The organism is Vogesella alkaliphila, assembly GCF_014652475.1.
Classification (GTDB): domain Bacteria; phylum Pseudomonadota; class Gammaproteobacteria; order Burkholderiales; family Chromobacteriaceae; genus Vogesella; species Vogesella alkaliphila.
The window spans coordinates 18,841-36,420 of the sequence record NZ_BMYW01000002.1; the positions used below are offsets into that span (position 1 = coordinate 18,841).

The window sequence follows — 17,580 nt, forward strand, 5'->3', positions numbered from 1 at the left end:
CGGCGCCGGCCGGCCCGCGCCCTGCCGCCGTCCGGCGCCCTGCGCCAGCGCGCAGCCGAACAACCCTCTTTACCGCCCCATTTCAGGAAGTCTTGCTTATGAATGTCATCATTGGTTATGTGATCACGCTGGGCTGTATCTTCGGCGCCTACATCGTGCACGGCGGGAACATGACGGTCATCATCAAGGCACTGCCCACCGAGATGCTGGCGATTCTGGGCGGCGCCATCGGCGCCTTCGTGGTCAGCAACCAGGGCAAGACGCTGAAAGCGGTCAAGGCCGCGCTGCCGGGCGCGTTCAAGGGCTCCAAGTACACCAAGGCGCGCTATATGGAGCTGCTGTCGCTGCTGTACGAGATCATGGTCAAGATCCGCAAGGAAGGCCTGATGGCGATCGAGAACGACGTCGAGCACCCGCACGACAGCCCGCTGTTCAGCAAGTATCCGAATATCGCCAACGATCACCACGTGATCGAATTCCTCACCGACTACCTGCGCATCATGGTGTCCGGCAACCTCAACGCCTTCGAGATCGAGAACCTGATGGACAACGAGATCGAGACCCACCACCACGAGGCGGCGATGCCGGCTTCGGCGGTGACCAAGCTGGGCGATGCGCTGCCGGCCTTCGGTATCGTGGCGGCGGTGCTGGGCGTGGTGAACACCATGGGCTCGGTCGGCCAGCCGCCGGCCATTCTCGGCGCCATGATCGGCAGCGCGCTGGTCGGCACCTTCCTCGGCATTCTGCTGGCCTACGGCGTGGTGTCGCCACTGGGCTCGCTGCTGGAACAGAAGGTCGAGGACAGCACCAAGGAATTCCAGTGCATCAAGACCACGCTGCTGGCCAGCCTGCAAGGCTATGCGCCGCAAAGCGCGATCGAATTCGGCCGCAAGGTGCTGTACTCCACCGAACGCCCGTCGTTCAACGAGCTGGAGCAGCACGTCAAAGGCGCCAAATGATCCGGCTAGCCCGCCACGCCGCCGCTGCCTGTCAGCGGCGGCGTTTTGCTTGCCGCCCTTCCCCACCGCAATACCTCATCCGGGATCCCGATCATGTCTGAATCCAAACCTGTTGTTTCCGTTGTCGCCGGTGCGCTGATGCACGCCGACGGCAGCTTCATGCTCGGCAGTCGCCCGGCGGGCAAGCCCTACGCCGGCTACTGGGAATTCCCCGGCGGCAAGGTCGAGCCCGGCGAGACGCCGCTGGCGGCGCTGGTGCGCGAATTCCGCGAGGAAATGGGCATCGAGATCAGCCACGCCACGCCGTGGCTGACGCGCACCCACCACTACGAGCACGCATCGGTGCACCTGCGCTTCTTCCGCATCTGGGCGTGGCAGGGCACGCCGCAGCCGCACGAAGGCCAGTCCTTTGCCTGGCAGACGCCGGGCCATCACAGCGTCACGCCGATGCTGCCGGCCAACGACCCGGTGCTGCGCTCGCTGCAACTGCCGGACGTGCTGCAGATCAGCTGCGTCGGCGAGTGCGGCCGCGACCACACGCTGGAAGTGCTGGCGCAGCGTGACGATCCGGGCTGGGTCATCGTGCGCGAACCGCAAAAGAGCCGCGAACAGCTGGCCGACTTTGTCGCCGAAGTGGCCGACATCGTCCACCCCAGGGGCGGCAAGCTGCTGGTCAATACCGATCCGGCATGGATCAAGGGCTGGCCGGTGGACGGCCTGCACCTGAGCGGCCAAAGGTTGGCCGCACTGGACGAGCGCCCGCCGCACCTGGCCTGGGTCGGTGCCTCGGTGCACAGCCGCGCGGAACTGGCGCGCGCCGCGGCACTGGGCCTCGACTACGCGCTGCTCGGCCACGTGCAGCCCACCGCCAGCCACCCGCAACAGGCGGCGCTGGGCTGGGACGGCTTCGCCCGCCTGCTGCAGGACGAGATCCCGCTGCCGGTATTCGCCATCGGCGGCCTGCAGGCGGCGGACCTGGACACCGCCCGTGCGCACGGCGCGCACGGCATCGCGCTGATGCGGGGAGCGTGGCGATGAAGGCACTCAGCCGCAGGCAATGGCAGTTCATCGCGCTGGCACTGCTGGTGTTCGCCGCGCTCAAGGTGGCGCTGATCACCTGGTATCTGCAGCAGCGCCAGCCGGCCGCACCGGCCGTCACCAGCGTCAGCTGCAGCACGCTGCAACAGGGCTGTGCGCTGCCGGACGGCAGCGTGCTGCGCTTTGCCGATGGCCCGCGCCAGCGCAGCCCGTTCACGCTGACGCTGAGCAAGCACGGCGGCGAGGCGCCGACGGCGGAGTTCTCGATGCGCGACATGGACATGGGCTTCAACCGCTACCGCTTCGTCGATGGCGGCGACCACTGGCAAGCGCGCGTCACGCTGCCGGCCTGCGTCAGCGGCAGCCCGGACTGGCTGCTGGACCTGCACCAGAACGGCCACATCTATCGCATCGCCTTCCGGGCAGGCTGATCTAGCTAGGCTGGCACACTCCTTGCTAACTATTACCCTGCTCCACGGAGCGACAGGTGTTGTTCTTCGTTTGCAGCGTGGTCCGATCGACCAAACGCTCAGTTGACGAAGTTTTTTTGCACAATAGTGGTGCAGCAAAGCCACCCGAATTGGTGCAATGCGCCAATTCGGGGCTTCTTTTCCGGATAGTCACACGGCGTCGGCACGACGACGTGCAGGGTTTGATAGAGGGAGAACCAGAACGGCTCAGCCGTCATCTCAACAGGCAAGGTTGGCCGCAAGCGATTGCGGCCAACCTTTTCCTTTTTGGGGCCGCCGCGCCGGCCGCTCGCCCCGCCCTCAGGACGGCTGCGCGCCCACCAGATAACGCTTGCTCATCTGGCGGAACAGCTCGGTGCCGGACACCTGCAGCGCCTCGAACAGCACCATCTCGCGCGTCACCAGCACCGCGCCGGCATCGCGCATGCGCTGCAGCCCCACGTCGCGGTCGATCTGGCTGCGGCTGGACACCGCGTCCGCCACCACGAACACCTGCTTGCCGTGCGCCAAGAGCTCCAGCACCGTCTGCAGCACGCAGACATGGGTCTCCATGCCGCACACCACCACCTGCGGCCGCTGCAGCAAGTCCGGTGGCAGGCACTGGCTGGCGACGCAGGAGAAGTGCAGCTTGCTCACCACCGCCGCGCCGGGGGCCGCCGCCAGCAGCGATGGTGCGGTATGGCCCAGTCCCTGCGGGTACTGCTCGGAAAACACCACCGGCAGGCCGACATCGTGTGCCGCCGCAATCAGCCAGCGGCAGCGCGCCAGCATTCCCTCCGCATCCAGCACCGCCGGCAGCAGTTTTTCCTGGATGTCCACCACCAGCAGGGTGGCCCGTTCCTTGTCGATCAGCATGATTTCTCCTCCATGGCTGCAAACAGCTTAACCGCTTGCCATAAACAAGGGCAAACCCCTGATGGGAAAGCGTTTGTGTTGTGGCAACATCGCTAGCAACCCAGAACAGAACAGGCCGGCCACGGCCACACGGAGAGTCTCATGCTGCAAGGTGCCTACCGCGAATTCCATCAACGCATCCTGGAAGTGCTACCCGCGCGCCGGGTGTTCAGCGACCCGCTGTCGACGCTGGCCTACGGCACCGACGCCTCCTGTTACCGGCTGACGCCCAAGCTCGTCATCAAGACCGAGCACGAGGACGAGGTACGTGCCATCCTGCGCGAGGCCGCCAGCCTGCAGCTGCCGGTGACCTTCCGCGCCGCCGGCACCTCGCTGTCCGGCCAGGCGGTGAGCGACTCGATCCTGGTGGTGGCCAGCCACGGCTGGAAGAAGCTGCAGGTGCTGGATGACGGCGCCGCCATCCGCCTGCAGCCGGGGGTGATCGGCGCCGAGGCCAATGCCGCGCTGCTGCCGTACGGCCGCAAGATCGGCCCGGACCCGGCCACCATCAACTCGGCGATGATCGGCGGCATCGTCAACAACAACTCCAGCGGCATGTGCTGCGGCACCGCCGAGAACAGCTACCAGACGCTGAAATCGCTGCGCCTGCTGCTGGCCGACGGCACGCTGCTGGACAGCGGCGACGCCGCCAGCGTGGCGGCGTTCCGCGTCAGCCACGCCGGCCTGCTGGCCCAGTTGGCCGCGCTGCGCCAGCGCGTGCTGGACGATGCCGATCTGGCGGCCAAGATCCGCCGCAAGTACAAGATGAAGAACACCACCGGCTACAGCCTGAACGCGCTGCTGGATTTTGCCGACCCGCTAGAGATGCTGACGCACCTGATCGTGGGCAGCGAAGGCACGCTGGCCTTCGTGTCCGAGGTCACCTACCACAGCGTGGTGGAGCACCCGCACAAGGCGTCGGCGCTGGTGTTCTACGACAGCATCAAGGCCGCCTGCGACGCGATCGCCATCCTGGCGCAGCACAAGGATGTGGTGTCGTCGGCCGAGCTGCTGGACCGCGCCAGCCTGAAATCGGTGGAGAACAAGGCCGGGGTGCCGGACTTCATCAAGACGCTGGGGCCGGACGCCGCCGCCATCCTGATGGAAACCCGCGCCGCCAGCCCGGACGCCATTGCGGCCAACGTGGCGGCCATCAGCGGCTTTATCCAGCACATCGCCACCGCAACCGGCATCCGCTTCACCAGCGACGTGGCCGAGTACACCCAGTACTGGAACATCCGCAAGGGCATGTTCCCAAGCGTGGGGGCGATGCGCGCGGCGGAAACCACGGTGATCATCGAGGACGTCGCCTTCCCGATCGAGCACCTGGCCGAGGGCACACTCAAGCTGCAGGCGCTGTTCCGCCAGTTCGGCTACCACGAGGCCATCATTTTCGGCCACGCGCTGGAAGGCAACCTGCACTTCGTGTTCACCCCCAACTTTAGCGGCGCGGAGGAAATCGCCCGCTACGAAGCGTTTATCGAGGCGGTGTGCCAGCTGGTGGCGGTGGAGTACGAAGGCGCGCTGAAAGCCGAGCACGGCACCGGCCGCAATATGGCGCCGTTCGTGGAGATGGAGTGGGGCCCGGCCGCCTATCGCCTGATGCAGGAAATCAAGGCGCTGTTCGACCCGCAGGGCATCCTCAACCCGGACGTGATCATCACCCACGACAAGCTGCTGCACGTGCGCGACCTGAAGCCGATTCCGGCGGTGGGCCCGCTGATCGACAAGTGCATCGAATGCGGCTTCTGCGAGGTGATGTGCCCCAGCCGCGCCATCACCCTCACCCCGCGCCAGCGCATCGTCGCCAACCGCGAGATGGCACTGCTGGAAAAAACCGGCGACCGCGAGCGGCTGGCCGACATCCGCGCCGCCTACCAGTACGCCGGCGATGAAACCTGTACCACCTGCGGGCTGTGCGAAACCGCCTGCCCGGTGGGCATCAACACCGGCAGCCTGACCAGCCTGATCCGCCAGGCCCAGCTGTCCGACATCGGCTGGGCTACCGCCAACACCCTGGCCGACAACTTCGCCACCGCCGCCAGCGGCGCCAGGCTGGGGCTGAAGGCGCTGGACACCCTGCATGCAGTGGCCGGCGACACCGCCACCGGCGCCATCATGCGCGGGCTGCGCCAGGTGCTTGGCCGCAAGATCCCGCGCTGGACACCGTACTTCCCGCGCGCCGCCGGCAAGCTGCAGCTGGCCAGCGGCCAGAGCAGCAGCGCACGCAAGGTGGTGTACCTGCCGTCCTGCCTGACCCGCACCTTCGTGCCGTCCGCCAAGGCGCCGGATGCGCGGCCGCTGAACGAGGTGGTGGCCTCGGTGCTGAACAAGGCCGGCTACCAGCTGCTGTACCCGGACAACCTCGCCAACCTGTGCTGCGGCACGCCGTTCAAGTCCAAGGGTGCGGCCGATGCGGCGCAGAAGAAAATCAACGAGATGGAAGCCGCGCTGCTAATCGCCAGCGACAACGGCCGCTGGCCGGTGATCATCGACAACGGCGTGTGCACCGCGGCACTGCTGGACGGCATGCAGGACCCGCGGCTGCGCATCGTGGACGTGACCACGTTTGTAGAAGAAGAAGCGGCGCCGTATCTGCAGTTCAGCCCGCAGGACGAAACCGTGGCGCTGCACGTGGTGTGCTCGATGCGCAAGAAAGGCCAGTCCGCCACCCTCAATGCGCTGGCCAAACGCTGTGCTAAGACGGTGATCGAGCCGGCCGGCATCACCTGCTGCGGCTTTGCCGGCGACAAGGGCTTTTCGCACCCGGAGCTGAATGAGAGCGCGCTGAGCGGGCTGCAACAACAGGTGGCCGGCTGCTGCGGCGGCTTCTCCACCAGCGCCACCTGCGAAATCGGCCTGTCCAGCCACAGCGGCATTCCCTACCAACACCTGATGGTGCTGGTGGATAGCGCGACACAGCCGCGACGCTAAGCCTCATCCCGCCACCTGCCCGTGCCGCCACCACGTTGGCCGCACGGGCTTTGTCATTCGGCACCGCCGCATGGCATGCTGTGACGCTCGATGCCGCCCACTATCGCAAGCAGCCTGCCAACCCGAAAGCCAGCCCATGCACCACGCCAGCCCAACTGTTTTCCTCCACCCGCCCCGCCAGCACCACCCGCGCCTGGCGCGAGCGGCGAAGTAGCCATGCGCCGCCTGCGTCGCCTCGCCGCCTATCTGTGGGCGGCGCCCTGCTCGCTGCTGGGCCTGCTGCTGGCCTTGCCGCTGCTGCTGTGCGGCGCCCGTGCCAGCCGGCAGCACGGCGCGCTGGAGATCGCGCTGTGGCCGGATGACAAAGCACGACGCCTGCCGTTCGCCGCCATCACCTTCGGCCACGTGATCATCGGCCAGAACCGGCAGCTGCTGGCACGGCTGCGCGCGCACGAGCAGGTGCACGTGCGCCAGTACCAGCGCTGGGGCGCGCTGTTTCTGCTCGCCTACCCCGCCGCCAGCCTGTGGCTGTGGCTGCGCGGCAAGCGGCCGTACCGGGACAACCCGTTCGAGGTGGAAGCGCGCCGGCTGGGAGACGGGCAACGGGACTGACGCTGCGGCCAAGGTTGGCCGCAAAACAAAAGCCCCGCGCGGGCGGGGCCATTCTGCAGCAGGCGGTATCGGCTCAACGTTTGCCGAAGTGGTACGGCGACAGCCTGTAGTACGGGTTCAGCGGATGCCAGCCGGACAGCACCTTGCCATGGTGAAAACGCGGCCGGATCGCGCCGCTGACAAAGGCCAGCACGCCACCGAACAGCGGAAAAACAAAGAATAATAACAATACCGCAGCAATTACCAGTTCCATCATCGCGCCCTCCATTGATCTGTTGACATTATGCGCCAAGCGGGGCAAACGGGCGTTCGAGAACAGGACATTGACGTTGTGCAATGCGACATAACACGGCGTCGCCGGCAGCGCGCATGAAAAAAGCCGCCCGAAGGCGGCTTTTCTTGCGCGGTGTATCGTTGCTTAAACAGCAGGAACGATAACAACCTTGATCGCAACCACAACGTCGTGATGCAGGGCGATTTCGACGTCGTACTCGCCGATGGCCTTCAGCGGGCCGTTTGGCAGACGAACTTCGAAACGCTTGATCGCTACGCCGTAAGCGGTAACCGCTTCAGCAACGTCAACGTTGGTTACGGAACCGAACAGGCGGCCGTCAACACCGGCTTTTTGCGCGATGGTAACGGTAGCTTCGTTCAGTTTTTCAGCGCGGACTTTGGCGTCTGCCAGAATTTCAGCCTGTTTGGCTTCCAGCTCGGCACGGCGAGCTTCGAATTCTTTCAGGTTGGCTTCAGTTGCACGCTTGGCTTTGCCTTGCGGGATCAGGAAGTTACGGGCGTAGCCGTTCTTCACGTTTACCACGTCACCCAGGGTACCCAGGTTGGCGACTTGTTCGAGCAGAATGATTTGCATCTTGTCGGTCCTTTCCCGGTCTTAGTGCTGGTCAGTGAATGGCAGGAAAGCCAGGAAGCGCGCGCGCTTGATAGCTTCTGTCAGTTGACGCTGGTAGCCAGCCTTGGTGCCGGTGATACGAGCCGGGATGATTTTGCCGTTTTCGGCGATGAAGTCTTTCAGCAGATCGACAGACTTGTAGTCGATTTCTTTGATGCCTTCCGCGGTGAAGCGGCAGAACTTCTTGCGCTTGAAGAGTTGACGTGCCATTTGATTAACCTTTTACAAATTCAACGTGTTCGATGTGTAGAACCAACCGTGGATTGCGCAAACTGCGCTGACTGAGGAAACCGGTGCACTGCACGGTATTGCCTGCCATCTTGCCGGCCATTTTTCTGGCGGCCTCCCCCAGCAACACGGCCTGTATTTCACAGACCACATCACGTTCCAGGTTGGCCGCACTCTGACGGGATTGATGCCTGAGCCACATTTCCAGCACCGGCAAGCCGGCGGGCGTGCATCTCAGCGAGTCTTCGCGTTCGACCGTTGCGGTCAGTTCAATTCGGTTCTGCAAGGATCCGTTACCTGCCGATTAGGCAGTAACTTCAGCCTCGGCTGCAGCTGCCTGGTTATCCAGCAAGCTCTTCGCCTTTTCGTCCTTCATCATCGGGGATGCTTCGACGATAGCGCGATTCATCTTGATGGTCAGGTGACGCAGAACGGCGTCGTTGAACTTGAAGGCGTGTTCGATTTCAGCCAGGGTCTCTGGTGCGCATTCAACGTTCATCAGCACGTAGTGAGCCTTGTGAACTTTCTGGATCGGGTAAGCCAGTTGACGACGGCCCCAGTCTTCCAGACGGTGAATCTGACCGCCAGCGTTCAGGACCATGCCCTTGTAACGCTCGACCATGGCGCCAACCTGTTCGCTCTGATCCGGATGGACGATGAACACGATTTCGTAGTGCCGCATGTGAACTCCTTGTGGCTATAAAACCCTTCGTCATGCGAAATAGCGAAGGGCAAGGGTTAAAAGCTGAAGATTGTACGGACTTATGCGCCGTGCCGCAATGTCGCGGCACGTATTGCGCGCTTTTGCCGTGCAACCTGTGGCAAAGCGCTCAGCCGATCACGTCGAAACCGGCGTTTTCGATGGCGCTGCGCAGCGCGCCTTCGTCGGCGCTGCCGTCGTGCCGCACGCTGACGCGCTTGGCGGCGAGATCGACCTCCACTTCGGCGACGCCGGGCACGCCGGCCAGCGCCTTCTTGACGCTGTTGGCGCAGCCGCCGCAGGTCATGCCGTCGACGGTCAGGATCAGGTTGGTCATATCGTTCTCCAGTCGGATAAAAACTTGCGTTAACGCATTTTCTTGAGCAGGGCCATCACCTCGGCGATGGCCTCGTCGCTGTTGCCCTCGTTCACCGCTCGGGCCACGCAGCCCTTGAGGTGGCTTTCCAGCAGCTGCTGTGCCACCGCGTCCAGCGCCGAGCGCGCGGCGGCGATCTGGGTCAGCACGTCGACGCAGTAGCGGTCGGCGTCGATCATGCCGGCCACGCCGCGCACCTGGCCTTCCAGCCGCGCCAGCCGTTTCAGCAGCGCCGCCTTGTCCGGCTGCACCACGCGCTTGTCGCTGCAGCAGTCATGTTGCGGGTCGTCCATGGTTACCTCGGCAAAAAGTCGATTTGCGCCATCATGCCCTGGTCTTCGTGTTCCAGGATGTGGCAGTGATACATGCGCAGGCCGGGCAGCACGCTGCCGGCCTGCAGGAAAAAGCGACGCTCCATCACGGGCTCCTGTTCAATACCCGTCATCCTATACCCCCACAAGGTATGCAGGCAATGAGCGCGCGCGGGCTGCAAGTTCAGGCGAGCGACGAGTCAGCGCACCGGGCATTGGGCAACAAAAAGGCCGCAACGCTTGCACGTTGCGGCCAACCTTGTCGCGCACGGCGGCGGCTTACGACGCCTTCAGCACCCGCTGGCGGCGGCTTTCGGACAGCACCATGCCGGCGGACACCGACACGTTGAGGCTCTCCACGGTGCCGAACATCGGGATCGACACCAGCACGTCGCAGTGTTCGCGCGTCAGGCGGCGCATGCCCTCGCCCTCGGCGCCCATCACCCACGCCAGCGGGCCGCTGCCGTCGAAGTGGTACAGGTCGGTGCTGCCTTCCATGTCGGTGCCGGCGATCCACACTCCGGCATCCTTCAGGTCGCGCAGCGTACGCGCGAGGTTGGTGACGGTGATGTAGGGCACCACCTCGGCGGCGCCGCAGGCCACCTTGGAGACCGTCGCGTTCAGCGTCGCCGAGCGGTCCTTCGGCGCGATCACCGCGTGCGCGCCCATGGCGTCGGCCACGCGCAGGCAGGCGCCCAGGTTGTGCGGGTCGGTGACGCCGTCGAGGATCAGCAGCAGCGGCGGCTCGGACAGGTTTTCCAGCACGTCGTCGAGGGTGACGAAGTTCTGGTTGGCGTCGATCATCGCCACCACGCCCTGGTGGCGCGCCTTGCCGGTCATGCTGTCCAGGCGCTCCTTGTCGACGATGTGCGCCTTCACGCCCTCGGCGGCAGCCTTGTCCAGCACCGCCTGCGCGCGCACGTCCTGACGGCCGCCGGCCAGAAAGATTTCCAGTACGCTTTTCGGGTTTTGCCACAGGCGGGCATTGACGGCATGGAAGCCGTGAATGAGTTTCTTGTTGCTCATGAGGCATCACCAGTAAAAATCAAGCGCGCATTGTAGCGCTTTATTCGCCCGCGCATGACGGCCGTGCTCAGAGCCTGTTCAAAGTCTCGCGCGCTCACGCGAGACAAGGCGAAAACGGCTGAGGAAGCGGCGCCTGGCTGGATATAGACAAGCATGCCGAAGCCGTTTTCAACGCCGTATCGCCCCAAGTTGGGATCAGTCGCAGCAGACATTGAACAGGTTCTCAGGTCAGGCTGGCCTGGCAGCGCTGCTGGTGCTTGAGCAGCCAGCCGGCAAGGTTGGCCGCAGGCAGCGGCTTGCTGAAGTAGTAGCCCTGCAGGATCGCGCAGCCGTTGAGGCGCAGGAAGGCGCCCTGCTCCGCGGTCTCCACGCCTTCGGCGATCACCGTGTAGTGCAGCTTGCGCGCCATCGCGATGATGGCTTCGGTGATGGCGGCGCTGTCCTCGTCGCCGGGCAGGCCCTCGATGAAGGAGCGGTCGATCTTCAGGTAGTCCAGCGGGAAGCGCTTCAGGTTGGACAGCGAGGAGTAGCCGGTGCCGAAGTCGTCGATCGACAGCCTCACCCCCAGCGCCTTCAGTTCGCCCAGCAGCAGCACCGCCTCCTGCGGGTTCTGCATCAGCATGCTCTCGGTAATCTCCAGATCCAGCCGCGCCGGCTCCAGCCCGGTGCTGGCCAGCACCTCGGCCACGTCGTGCAGCAGGCTCTGCTGTTCGAACTGGCGCGCCGACAGGTTCACCGCCAGTCGCGGAATGGCCAGCCCCGCGGCGTCCCATTCCGTCATCTGGCGGCAGGCCTCGCGCAGCACCCAGGCGCCGATCGGCTTGATCAGGCCGGTTTCCTCCGCCAGCGGAATGAAGCGCGCCGGCGACACCAGCCCCAGGTGCGGATGGCGCCAGCGGATCAGCGCCTCGACGCCGACCAGCTGGTGATCGTCGCAGGCCACCTGCGGCTGGTAGTGCAGCTCGAACTCGCCGCGCTCCAGCGCCTGGCGCAGGCCGCTCTCCATCAGCAGCCGCTCGAAGGTCTGCGCGTTCATCTGCGCGTCGAAGAACTGGTAGGTATTCTTGCCGGCTTCCTTGGCGCGGTACATCGCGGCGTCGGCGTTCTTCAGCAGCGCGGCGGCGTCGACGCCGTCGTTGGGATAGACGCTGATGCCGATGCTGCCGCTGACGAACACCTCGTGGCTTTCCACCCGCATCGGCCGCGCCAGCGCGTGCAGCACCTCTTCCGCCATCCGCGCCAGCGTCTCGTGGTTGTCGAAGTCGCGCACCAGCAGGGTGAACTCGTCGCCGCCCAGGCGCGCCACCATGCCGAAGCGCTCCGCCGCCTGCAGCAGCCGCCCCGCGATCTCGTGCAGCACCTCGTCGCCGGCCTGGTGGCCGAAGGAGTCGTTGATCAGCTTGAAACGGTCGAGGTCGATGAACATCAGCGCCATGGTCGGCAGCGCCTCGTCCGGGCTGGCGATGGCGCTGTCCAGCGCCTCGATCAGCGCCGAGCGGTTCGGCAGCCGCGTCAGCGGATCGTGGCTGGCGAGGAACTGCAACCGGTCTTCCGCCTGCTTGCGGCCGGTGATGTCGGAGAACACGCCGACGTAGTGCGACAGCGCGCCGTGGGCGTCGCGCACCGCGCTGATCGACAGCTCGGCGGTGTACGGCTCGCCGCACTTGCGGCGGTCGAACATCTCGCCCTTCCAGAAGCCCTGCTGGTTGAGCGCGTCGATCAGCGGCTTGTTGCGCTCGCGGTTGGCGGTTTTCAGCATGCGCGAGGTGCGGCCGATGGCCTCGTCGGAGGCAAAGCCGGTGATGCGGGTAAAGGCCTTGTTGACCATCACCACCGCGCCGTCGCCGTCGGTGACCAGGATGCCCTCGGTGGCGTTGTCGAACACTGTTGCGGCCAACCTCAGCTCGGCGCTGGCGGCCACGCGCTCGGAGATGTCCATCACCACGCCGATGATCGCCTTCCTGCCCTGGTAGTCGAACAGCCGGCTGTGGATCTCGACATCGACGATGTCGCCGCTCTGGTGCAGCAGGCGCGTGGTGTAGTGCATCACCTGGATGTTCTCGCGCAGGCGGCGACGGATCTGCAGGCGGATGCGCTCGTCCTCGCCGGCCACCAGCACCGAGGTGATCGAGCGGCCGAGCAAGTCCTCCGCCGCGTAGCCGACCAGGTCGGACAGTTTGGGATTGACGTAGACCAGGGTGTCGCCCTGCACGATGTAGATGCCGATCAGCGACTGCTCCACCACCGCGCGGTACTTCTCCATCGCCTCGTGGCGCTGGCGTTCTTCTTCCTCGCGCTGGCTGATGTCCACCGAGATGCTGCCGACGCCGGCCGGCAGGCCGTCGCTGTCGAACAACGGGAACACGCTGGACAGCATCAGGTAGCTCTTGCCGCCGCTGCTGACGCGCTGCTCAAACTGGCGCGACTCCAGGCTGTGCATCACCTGCAGGTCGTGGCCATTGATGCGGGCCGCCTCGTCGGCGTCGAACACGTCGCGCGAGGTCTTGCCCTTGAAGTGCTCGGCCGGCAGGCCGAACAGGCGGGCAAAGTTCAGGTTCACCAGCAGGTAGCGGCCGTTGGTGTCCTTCAGCGTCATCAGGCTGGTGCTCTGGTTGAGCAGGGATTCGAACTGCGCTCGCACGTCGCGCAGCAGGCGTTCGCGGCGGCGGTAGAGATCGCCCATCACCGCCACGCCGCACAGCAGGCCGGCGCACAGCGCCATGGTCAGCGCCGCCTGGGTCTCCTGCAGCACCGCCCAGCCCGGCACGCCCAGGCGCAAGGGTAGCGACAGCAGCAGCAAGGCCAGCGCCAGCAGCGCGCTCTGGCCGACGCTGCCGTAGCGCGGCGCGGCGAACACCAGCAGCGGCAGCAGCAAAATCAGGCAGTACAGCAGTTGCGGCTGGCCAAACGGCAGCCACAGCAGCGCAAAGCCGCCGGCCATCAGCGCGCCCAGCCACAGCGTGCGCAGCTGCATCGCGCGGCCGGGGGCCGGCGTGAACAGCAGGCCGCAGCCCAGCAGCAGCGACAGCCACGCCAGCGCAAACCAGCCCAGCCACTGCAGCGGCGACGCCAGCGACGAGAGCGCCAGCGGCAGCACGATCAGGAGCGCCGGCAGGCACAGGCGCAGCATCAGCCGCTCGATGCCGAAGGCGCTGTACAGGCGGAAATGGCGCGGCGGCAGCACCCGGCGCAACCCCAGCAGCGGCAGGCACAGCGTGGCGCTCCACAGTAGCGCCGGCAGCGGCGGCAGCAGCCACAGCGCGGCGGCCACGCCCAGCGCACACCAGGCAAGGCTGCCTCGCAGGCCGGCACTGCCGGCGCGCCACGCCAGCGCCCCGTGCGACAGGAACATCGCCGGCAACAAGGGCGCGGCCAACTGCGCGGGCCACGCAGACATGCCGGCCACGAAAACGACGAACGCCAGTACGGCGTTCCGGGTTTGTCTCTCCACTGCTCCCCTACCCTTATCAGCTGATGGCGTATGGCCTGCCGGCCCGGTAACAGGCCGGGAAGACAGGGTTTTCTGGTGAAAACGTACGCGGGTAATACCCCGGATTTTATCGATATTGGTTAGCCGTCTTGCGCGGCCATGTCATCCGGTGGCGTTGCTATAATACCCGCCTCTTTGCGAATGTATAGCGATATGACCTCCTCTTTGCGATCGTGGCCCGCCAGCGGGCAAAGAACCCGGCTGGCACGGCCGGCGGGCAGTGCCGACAGCGCGCTGATTGCTGCGCTGCCGCATCCGGGACAGCCGGTTTTGATCCTCACCGCCAGCGCGCAGGACGCGCAGCGGCTGCAGGCCGAGCTGCCGTTCTTCCGCCCCGAGCTGCGCATCGCCCTGCTGCCGGACTGGGAAACGCTGCCCTACGACCACTTCTCGCCGCACAGCGACCTGGTGTCGGAACGGCTGGCCACGCTGTGGCAAATCCGCAATGGCGAGTGCGACGTGGTGATCGCGCCGGTGTCCACCGTCATCACCCGCCTGTCGCCGGTCAGCTTCCTGCTGTCGCGCACCTTCTGGCTGAAGCAGAAGCAGCGGCTGGACGTGGACAAGCTGCGCGCGGACATGGTCACCGGCGGCTACCAGCACGTGTCGCAGGTGGTCGCCCCCGGCGAGTTCTCGCTCCGCGGCGGCCTGATCGACCTGTTCCCGATGGGCAGCGCGCTGCCCTACCGCATCGACCTGTTCGACGACGAGATCGACAGCCTGAAGACCTTCGACCCGGACACCCAGCGCACGCTGTACCCGGTGCCGGAGATCCGCCTGCTGCCGGCGCGCGAGTACCCGACCGACGAGGCCGGCGTCACCGCCTTCCGCCAGCACTACCGCGAGCAGATGGAGGGCGATCCGAGCAAGAGCCGCATCTACAAGGACGTGTCCAACAACCTGTGGCCGGCCGGCATCGAGTACTACCTGCCGCTGTTCTTCGACGCCACCGCCACGCTGTTCGACTACCTCGGCACGGCGGCGGGCGTGATCGTGCACGGCGACGTGCTGGCCGAGGCGGAAGGCTTCTGGCGTGACGCGCAGAGCCGCTACAACATGGCCGGCGGCAATCCGGAACGACCGGTGCTGCCGCCGGGCGAACTGTTCCTGCGTCCGGACGAGCTGATGGCGGCGCTGAAACCCTACCCGCGCATCGAGCTGACCAGCGACGGCGAGTCGCAGGGCGACTACCTGCCGCTGCCCGACCTCGGCGTCGAGCGCCGCGCCGACAACCCGCTGGCCAAGCTGGCCGGCTTCATCCAGCGCTACGGCGGCCGGGTGCTGATCGCCGCCGAGAGCCTGGGCCGCCGCGAGACGCTGTTCCAGTTCCTGCGCGACAACGGCATCCAGCCGCAGCCGGTGGACAGCTGGCAGGCCTTCGCCGACGGCCGGCAGCCGCTGGCGCTGGCCGCCACGCCGCTGTTCTCCGGCTTTGAAATCGCTGCGGCCAACTTGGCCATCGTCACCGAGGCCGAGCTGTACCAGCACATCGCGCGCAGCCACGGCAAGCGCCGCAAGAGCGCGGCCAGCTCCGACGCCATGCTGCGCGACCTGGCCGAGGTCAAGGTCGGCGACCCGGTGGTGCACGAGGCGCACGGCATCGGCCGCTACATGGGCCTGGTGTCGATCGACCTCGGCGAAGGCGAAACCGAGATGATGCAGCTGGAGTACGCCGAGGGCGCCACGCTGTACGTGCCGGTGTCGCAGCTGCAGCTGATCAGCCGCTACGCCGGCCGCGCCAGCGACGAGGTCACCCTGCACCGGCTGGGCAACCCGGCCTGGGACAAGGCCAAGAAAAAGGCCGCCGAGAAGGCGCGCGACACCGCCGCCGAGCTGCTCAACCTGTACGCGCAGCGCGCGGCGCGCGAAGGCCACGCCTTCACGCTGAGCCACCACGACTACGACGCCTTCGCCGCCGGCTTCGGCTTCGAGGAAACCGTCGACCAGGCCGCCGCCATCGAGGCGGTGATCGCCGACATGACCGGCGGCCGGCCGATGGACCGCCTGGTGTGCGGCGACGTCGGCTTCGGCAAGACCGAGGTCGCGCTGCGCGCCGCCTTCGTCGCGGTGATGGGCGGCAAGCAGGTGGCGGTGCTGGTGCCGACCACGCTCCTGGCCGAGCAGCACTACCAGAACTTCTCCGACCGCTTTGCCGACTGGCCGGTGAAGATCGCCGAGCTGTCGCGCTTCAAGAGCGCGAAGGAAGTGAAGCAGGCGATGGAAGGCCTGGCCGCCGGCAGCATCGACATCGTGATCGGCACCCACAAGCTGGTGCAGCCGGATGTCGAGTTCAAGAACCTCGGCCTCGTCATCATCGACGAGGAGCACCGCTTCGGCGTGCGGCAGAAGGAGCAGCTGAAACGGCTGCGCGCCAACGTCGACGTGCTGACGCTGACCGCGACGCCGATCCCGCGCACGCTGTCGATGGCGCTGGAAGGGCTGCGCGAGTTCTCCGCCATCACCACCGCGCCGTCGCGCCGGCTGGCGGTGAAGACCTTCGTCAGCCCGATCGGCAACGGCATCATCCGCGAGGCGATGCTGCGCGAATTCAAGCGCGGCGGGCAGGTGTTCTTCCTGCACAACGAGGTCGACACCATCGAGAACATGCGCGAGAAGCTGGCCGGACTGGTGCCGGAGGCGCGCATCGGCGTCGCCCACGGCCAGCTGCGCGAGCGCGAGCTGGAACAGGTGATGCGCGACTTCCTGCAGCAGCGCTACAACGTGCTGCTGTGCTCCACCATCATCGAGACCGGCATCGACATCCCCAACGCCAACACCATCCTGATCAACCGCGCCGACAAGTTCGGCCTCGCCCAGCTGCACCAGCTGCGCGGTCGGGTTGGCCGCAGCCACCATCAGGCCTACGCCTACCTGCTCACCGGCGACGGCATGACCCGCGACGCGCAGAAGCGGCTGGAGGCGATCCAGGCGTCCGAGGAACTGGGCGCCGGCTTCTACCTGGCGATGCACGATCTGGAGATCCGCGGCGCCGGCGAGGTGCTGGGCGAGGGCCAGTCGGGCGAGATGCAGGAAGTCGGTTTTTCGCTGTTCACCGAGATGCTGAAGCAGGCGGTGCGCGACCTGAAAAAGGGCCGCGAGCCGGACCTGGACGCGCCGCTGGGCGTGACCACCGAGATCAACCTGCACAGCCCGGCGCTGCTGCCGGACGAGTACTGCCCCGGCGTGCACGAGCGGCTGATCATCTACAAGCGCCTCGCCACCTGCGAAAGCGAGGACGAGATCGACACCATCCACGAGGAGCTGATCGACCGCTTCGGCCTGCCGCCGCAAAGCGTGAAGACGCTGATCGAAAGCCACCGCCTGCGGCTGGCGGCGAAGGTGATCGGCATCCAGAAGCTGGACGCCAGCGAGGTGGCGCTGCAGCTGACCTTCATCAAGAACCCGCCCATCGACCCGATGAAGATCATCCAGCTGATCCAGACCAAGCGTAACTACCGGCTGGCTGGCCAGGACAAGCTGCGCGTGGAAAGCAGCATCCCGGACGTGGCGATGCGCATCGTGCGGGTGAAGGAGCTGCTGCGCGAGCTGGGCTGAGCGAAAGCCGGAGCCTCGTCCGCCCCTTGCGGCCAACCTTGTCACCAGGGTTGGCCGCAAGGCTTTCTGGCCTCCCCCGC

17 protein-coding genes are annotated in these 17,580 nt (G+C 66.0%); 6 read left to right on the plus strand and 11 right to left on the minus strand.

Going from position 1 to position 17,580, the window contains the following annotated elements:
• The first annotated feature begins 98 nt into the window (after positions 1-98).
• The 3 genes from motA (at position 99) to IE100_RS03260 (ending at position 2,428) form a co-directional block, all read left to right on the plus strand.
• Positions 99-959, plus strand: coding sequence for a flagellar motor stator protein MotA (motA, locus tag IE100_RS03250; protein ID WP_189372723.1), 861 nt, complete (start codon positions 99-101; stop codon positions 957-959).
• A 93-nt stretch (positions 960-1,052) separates the two neighbouring features.
• Positions 1,053-1,997 (plus strand): Nudix family hydrolase, encoded by a 945-nt coding sequence (locus IE100_RS03255; RefSeq protein WP_189372724.1) that lies wholly within the window; start codon positions 1,053-1,055, stop codon positions 1,995-1,997.
• On the plus strand, positions 1,994-2,428 hold the full coding sequence (locus IE100_RS03260; RefSeq protein WP_189372725.1) for a hypothetical protein: 435 nt from the start codon (positions 1,994-1,996) through the stop codon (positions 2,426-2,428). The genes IE100_RS03255 and IE100_RS03260 overlap by 4 nt, the downstream gene beginning before the upstream one ends.
• A gap of 339 nt (positions 2,429-2,767) precedes the next feature.
• On the opposite strand, the gene IE100_RS03265 is transcribed toward IE100_RS03260, so the two are convergent.
• Positions 2,768-3,322 (minus strand): hydrolase, encoded by a 555-nt coding sequence (locus tag IE100_RS03265; RefSeq protein ID WP_189372726.1) that lies wholly within the window; start codon positions 3,320-3,322, stop codon positions 2,768-2,770.
• Between the two features lie 141 nt (positions 3,323-3,463).
• On the opposite strand from IE100_RS03265, the gene IE100_RS03270 reads away from it, so the two are divergent.
• Positions 3,464-6,295 (plus strand): FAD-binding and (Fe-S)-binding domain-containing protein, encoded by a 2,832-nt coding sequence (locus IE100_RS03270; protein ID WP_189372727.1) that lies wholly within the window; start codon positions 3,464-3,466, stop codon positions 6,293-6,295.
• 216 nt (positions 6,296-6,511) lie between these two features.
• Positions 6,512-6,907 (plus strand): hypothetical protein, encoded by a 396-nt coding sequence (locus tag IE100_RS03275; RefSeq protein ID WP_189372728.1) that lies wholly within the window; start codon positions 6,512-6,514, stop codon positions 6,905-6,907.
• Positions 6,908-6,980: 73 nt separating this feature from the next.
• Here the strand turns inward: IE100_RS03275 and IE100_RS03280 are convergent, their stop codons facing one another.
• The 10 genes from IE100_RS03280 to IE100_RS03325 all read right to left on the minus strand — a co-directional run bounded on the left by IE100_RS03280 (position 6,981) and on the right by IE100_RS03325 (position 13,852).
• A complete protein-coding gene (locus IE100_RS03280) occupies positions 6,981-7,163 on the minus strand; it encodes a hypothetical protein (RefSeq protein WP_229800205.1) in 183 nt (60 codons plus the stop codon).
• Between the two features lie 162 nt (positions 7,164-7,325).
• Entirely contained in the window at positions 7,326-7,775 is a 450-nt protein-coding gene (gene rplI / locus IE100_RS03285) for a 50S ribosomal protein L9 (protein ID WP_189372729.1), read from the minus strand.
• A gap of 21 nt (positions 7,776-7,796) precedes the next feature.
• The gene (gene rpsR / locus IE100_RS03290) at positions 7,797-8,024 is read right to left on the minus strand and encodes a 30S ribosomal protein S18 (RefSeq protein WP_189372730.1); all 228 of its coding nucleotides are present in this window, start codon (positions 8,022-8,024) and stop codon (positions 7,797-7,799) included.
• Between the two features lie 4 nt (positions 8,025-8,028).
• A complete protein-coding gene (gene priB, locus IE100_RS03295; RefSeq protein ID WP_189372731.1) occupies positions 8,029-8,328 on the minus strand; it encodes a primosomal replication protein N in 300 nt (99 codons plus the stop codon).
• 18 nt (positions 8,329-8,346) lie between these two features.
• Positions 8,347-8,724 carry a 30S ribosomal protein S6 gene (gene rpsF / locus IE100_RS03300; RefSeq protein WP_189353388.1) on the minus strand — a complete coding sequence of 126 codons (378 nt, stop codon included), beginning with the start codon at positions 8,722-8,724 and terminating at the stop codon, positions 8,347-8,349.
• Between the two features lie 148 nt (positions 8,725-8,872).
• Entirely contained in the window at positions 8,873-9,079 is a 207-nt protein-coding gene (locus IE100_RS03305) for a heavy-metal-associated domain-containing protein (protein WP_189372732.1), read from the minus strand.
• Between the two features lie 29 nt (positions 9,080-9,108).
• Positions 9,109-9,411 (minus strand): metal-sensitive transcriptional regulator, encoded by a 303-nt coding sequence (locus tag IE100_RS03310; protein ID WP_189372733.1) that lies wholly within the window; start codon positions 9,409-9,411, stop codon positions 9,109-9,111.
• A 2-nt stretch (positions 9,412-9,413) separates the two neighbouring features.
• Positions 9,414-9,536: a multicopper oxidase domain-containing protein gene (locus tag IE100_RS03315; RefSeq protein WP_229800206.1), complete on the minus strand. Its 123-nt coding sequence runs from the start codon at positions 9,534-9,536 to the stop codon at positions 9,414-9,416.
• Between the two features lie 172 nt (positions 9,537-9,708).
• Entirely contained in the window at positions 9,709-10,455 is a 747-nt protein-coding gene (rlmB, locus tag IE100_RS03320) for a 23S rRNA (guanosine(2251)-2'-O)-methyltransferase RlmB (protein ID WP_189372734.1), read from the minus strand.
• A gap of 223 nt (positions 10,456-10,678) precedes the next feature.
• Positions 10,679-13,852: a sensor domain-containing protein gene (locus IE100_RS03325; protein ID WP_229800207.1), complete on the minus strand. Its 3,174-nt coding sequence runs from the start codon at positions 13,850-13,852 to the stop codon at positions 10,679-10,681.
• Positions 13,853-14,098: 246 nt separating this feature from the next.
• On the opposite strand from IE100_RS03325, the gene mfd reads away from it, so the two are divergent.
• Positions 14,099-17,500, plus strand: coding sequence for a transcription-repair coupling factor (gene mfd / locus IE100_RS03330; protein WP_189372736.1), 3,402 nt, complete (start codon positions 14,099-14,101; stop codon positions 17,498-17,500).
• The last annotated feature ends 80 nt before the right edge of the window (positions 17,501-17,580 follow it).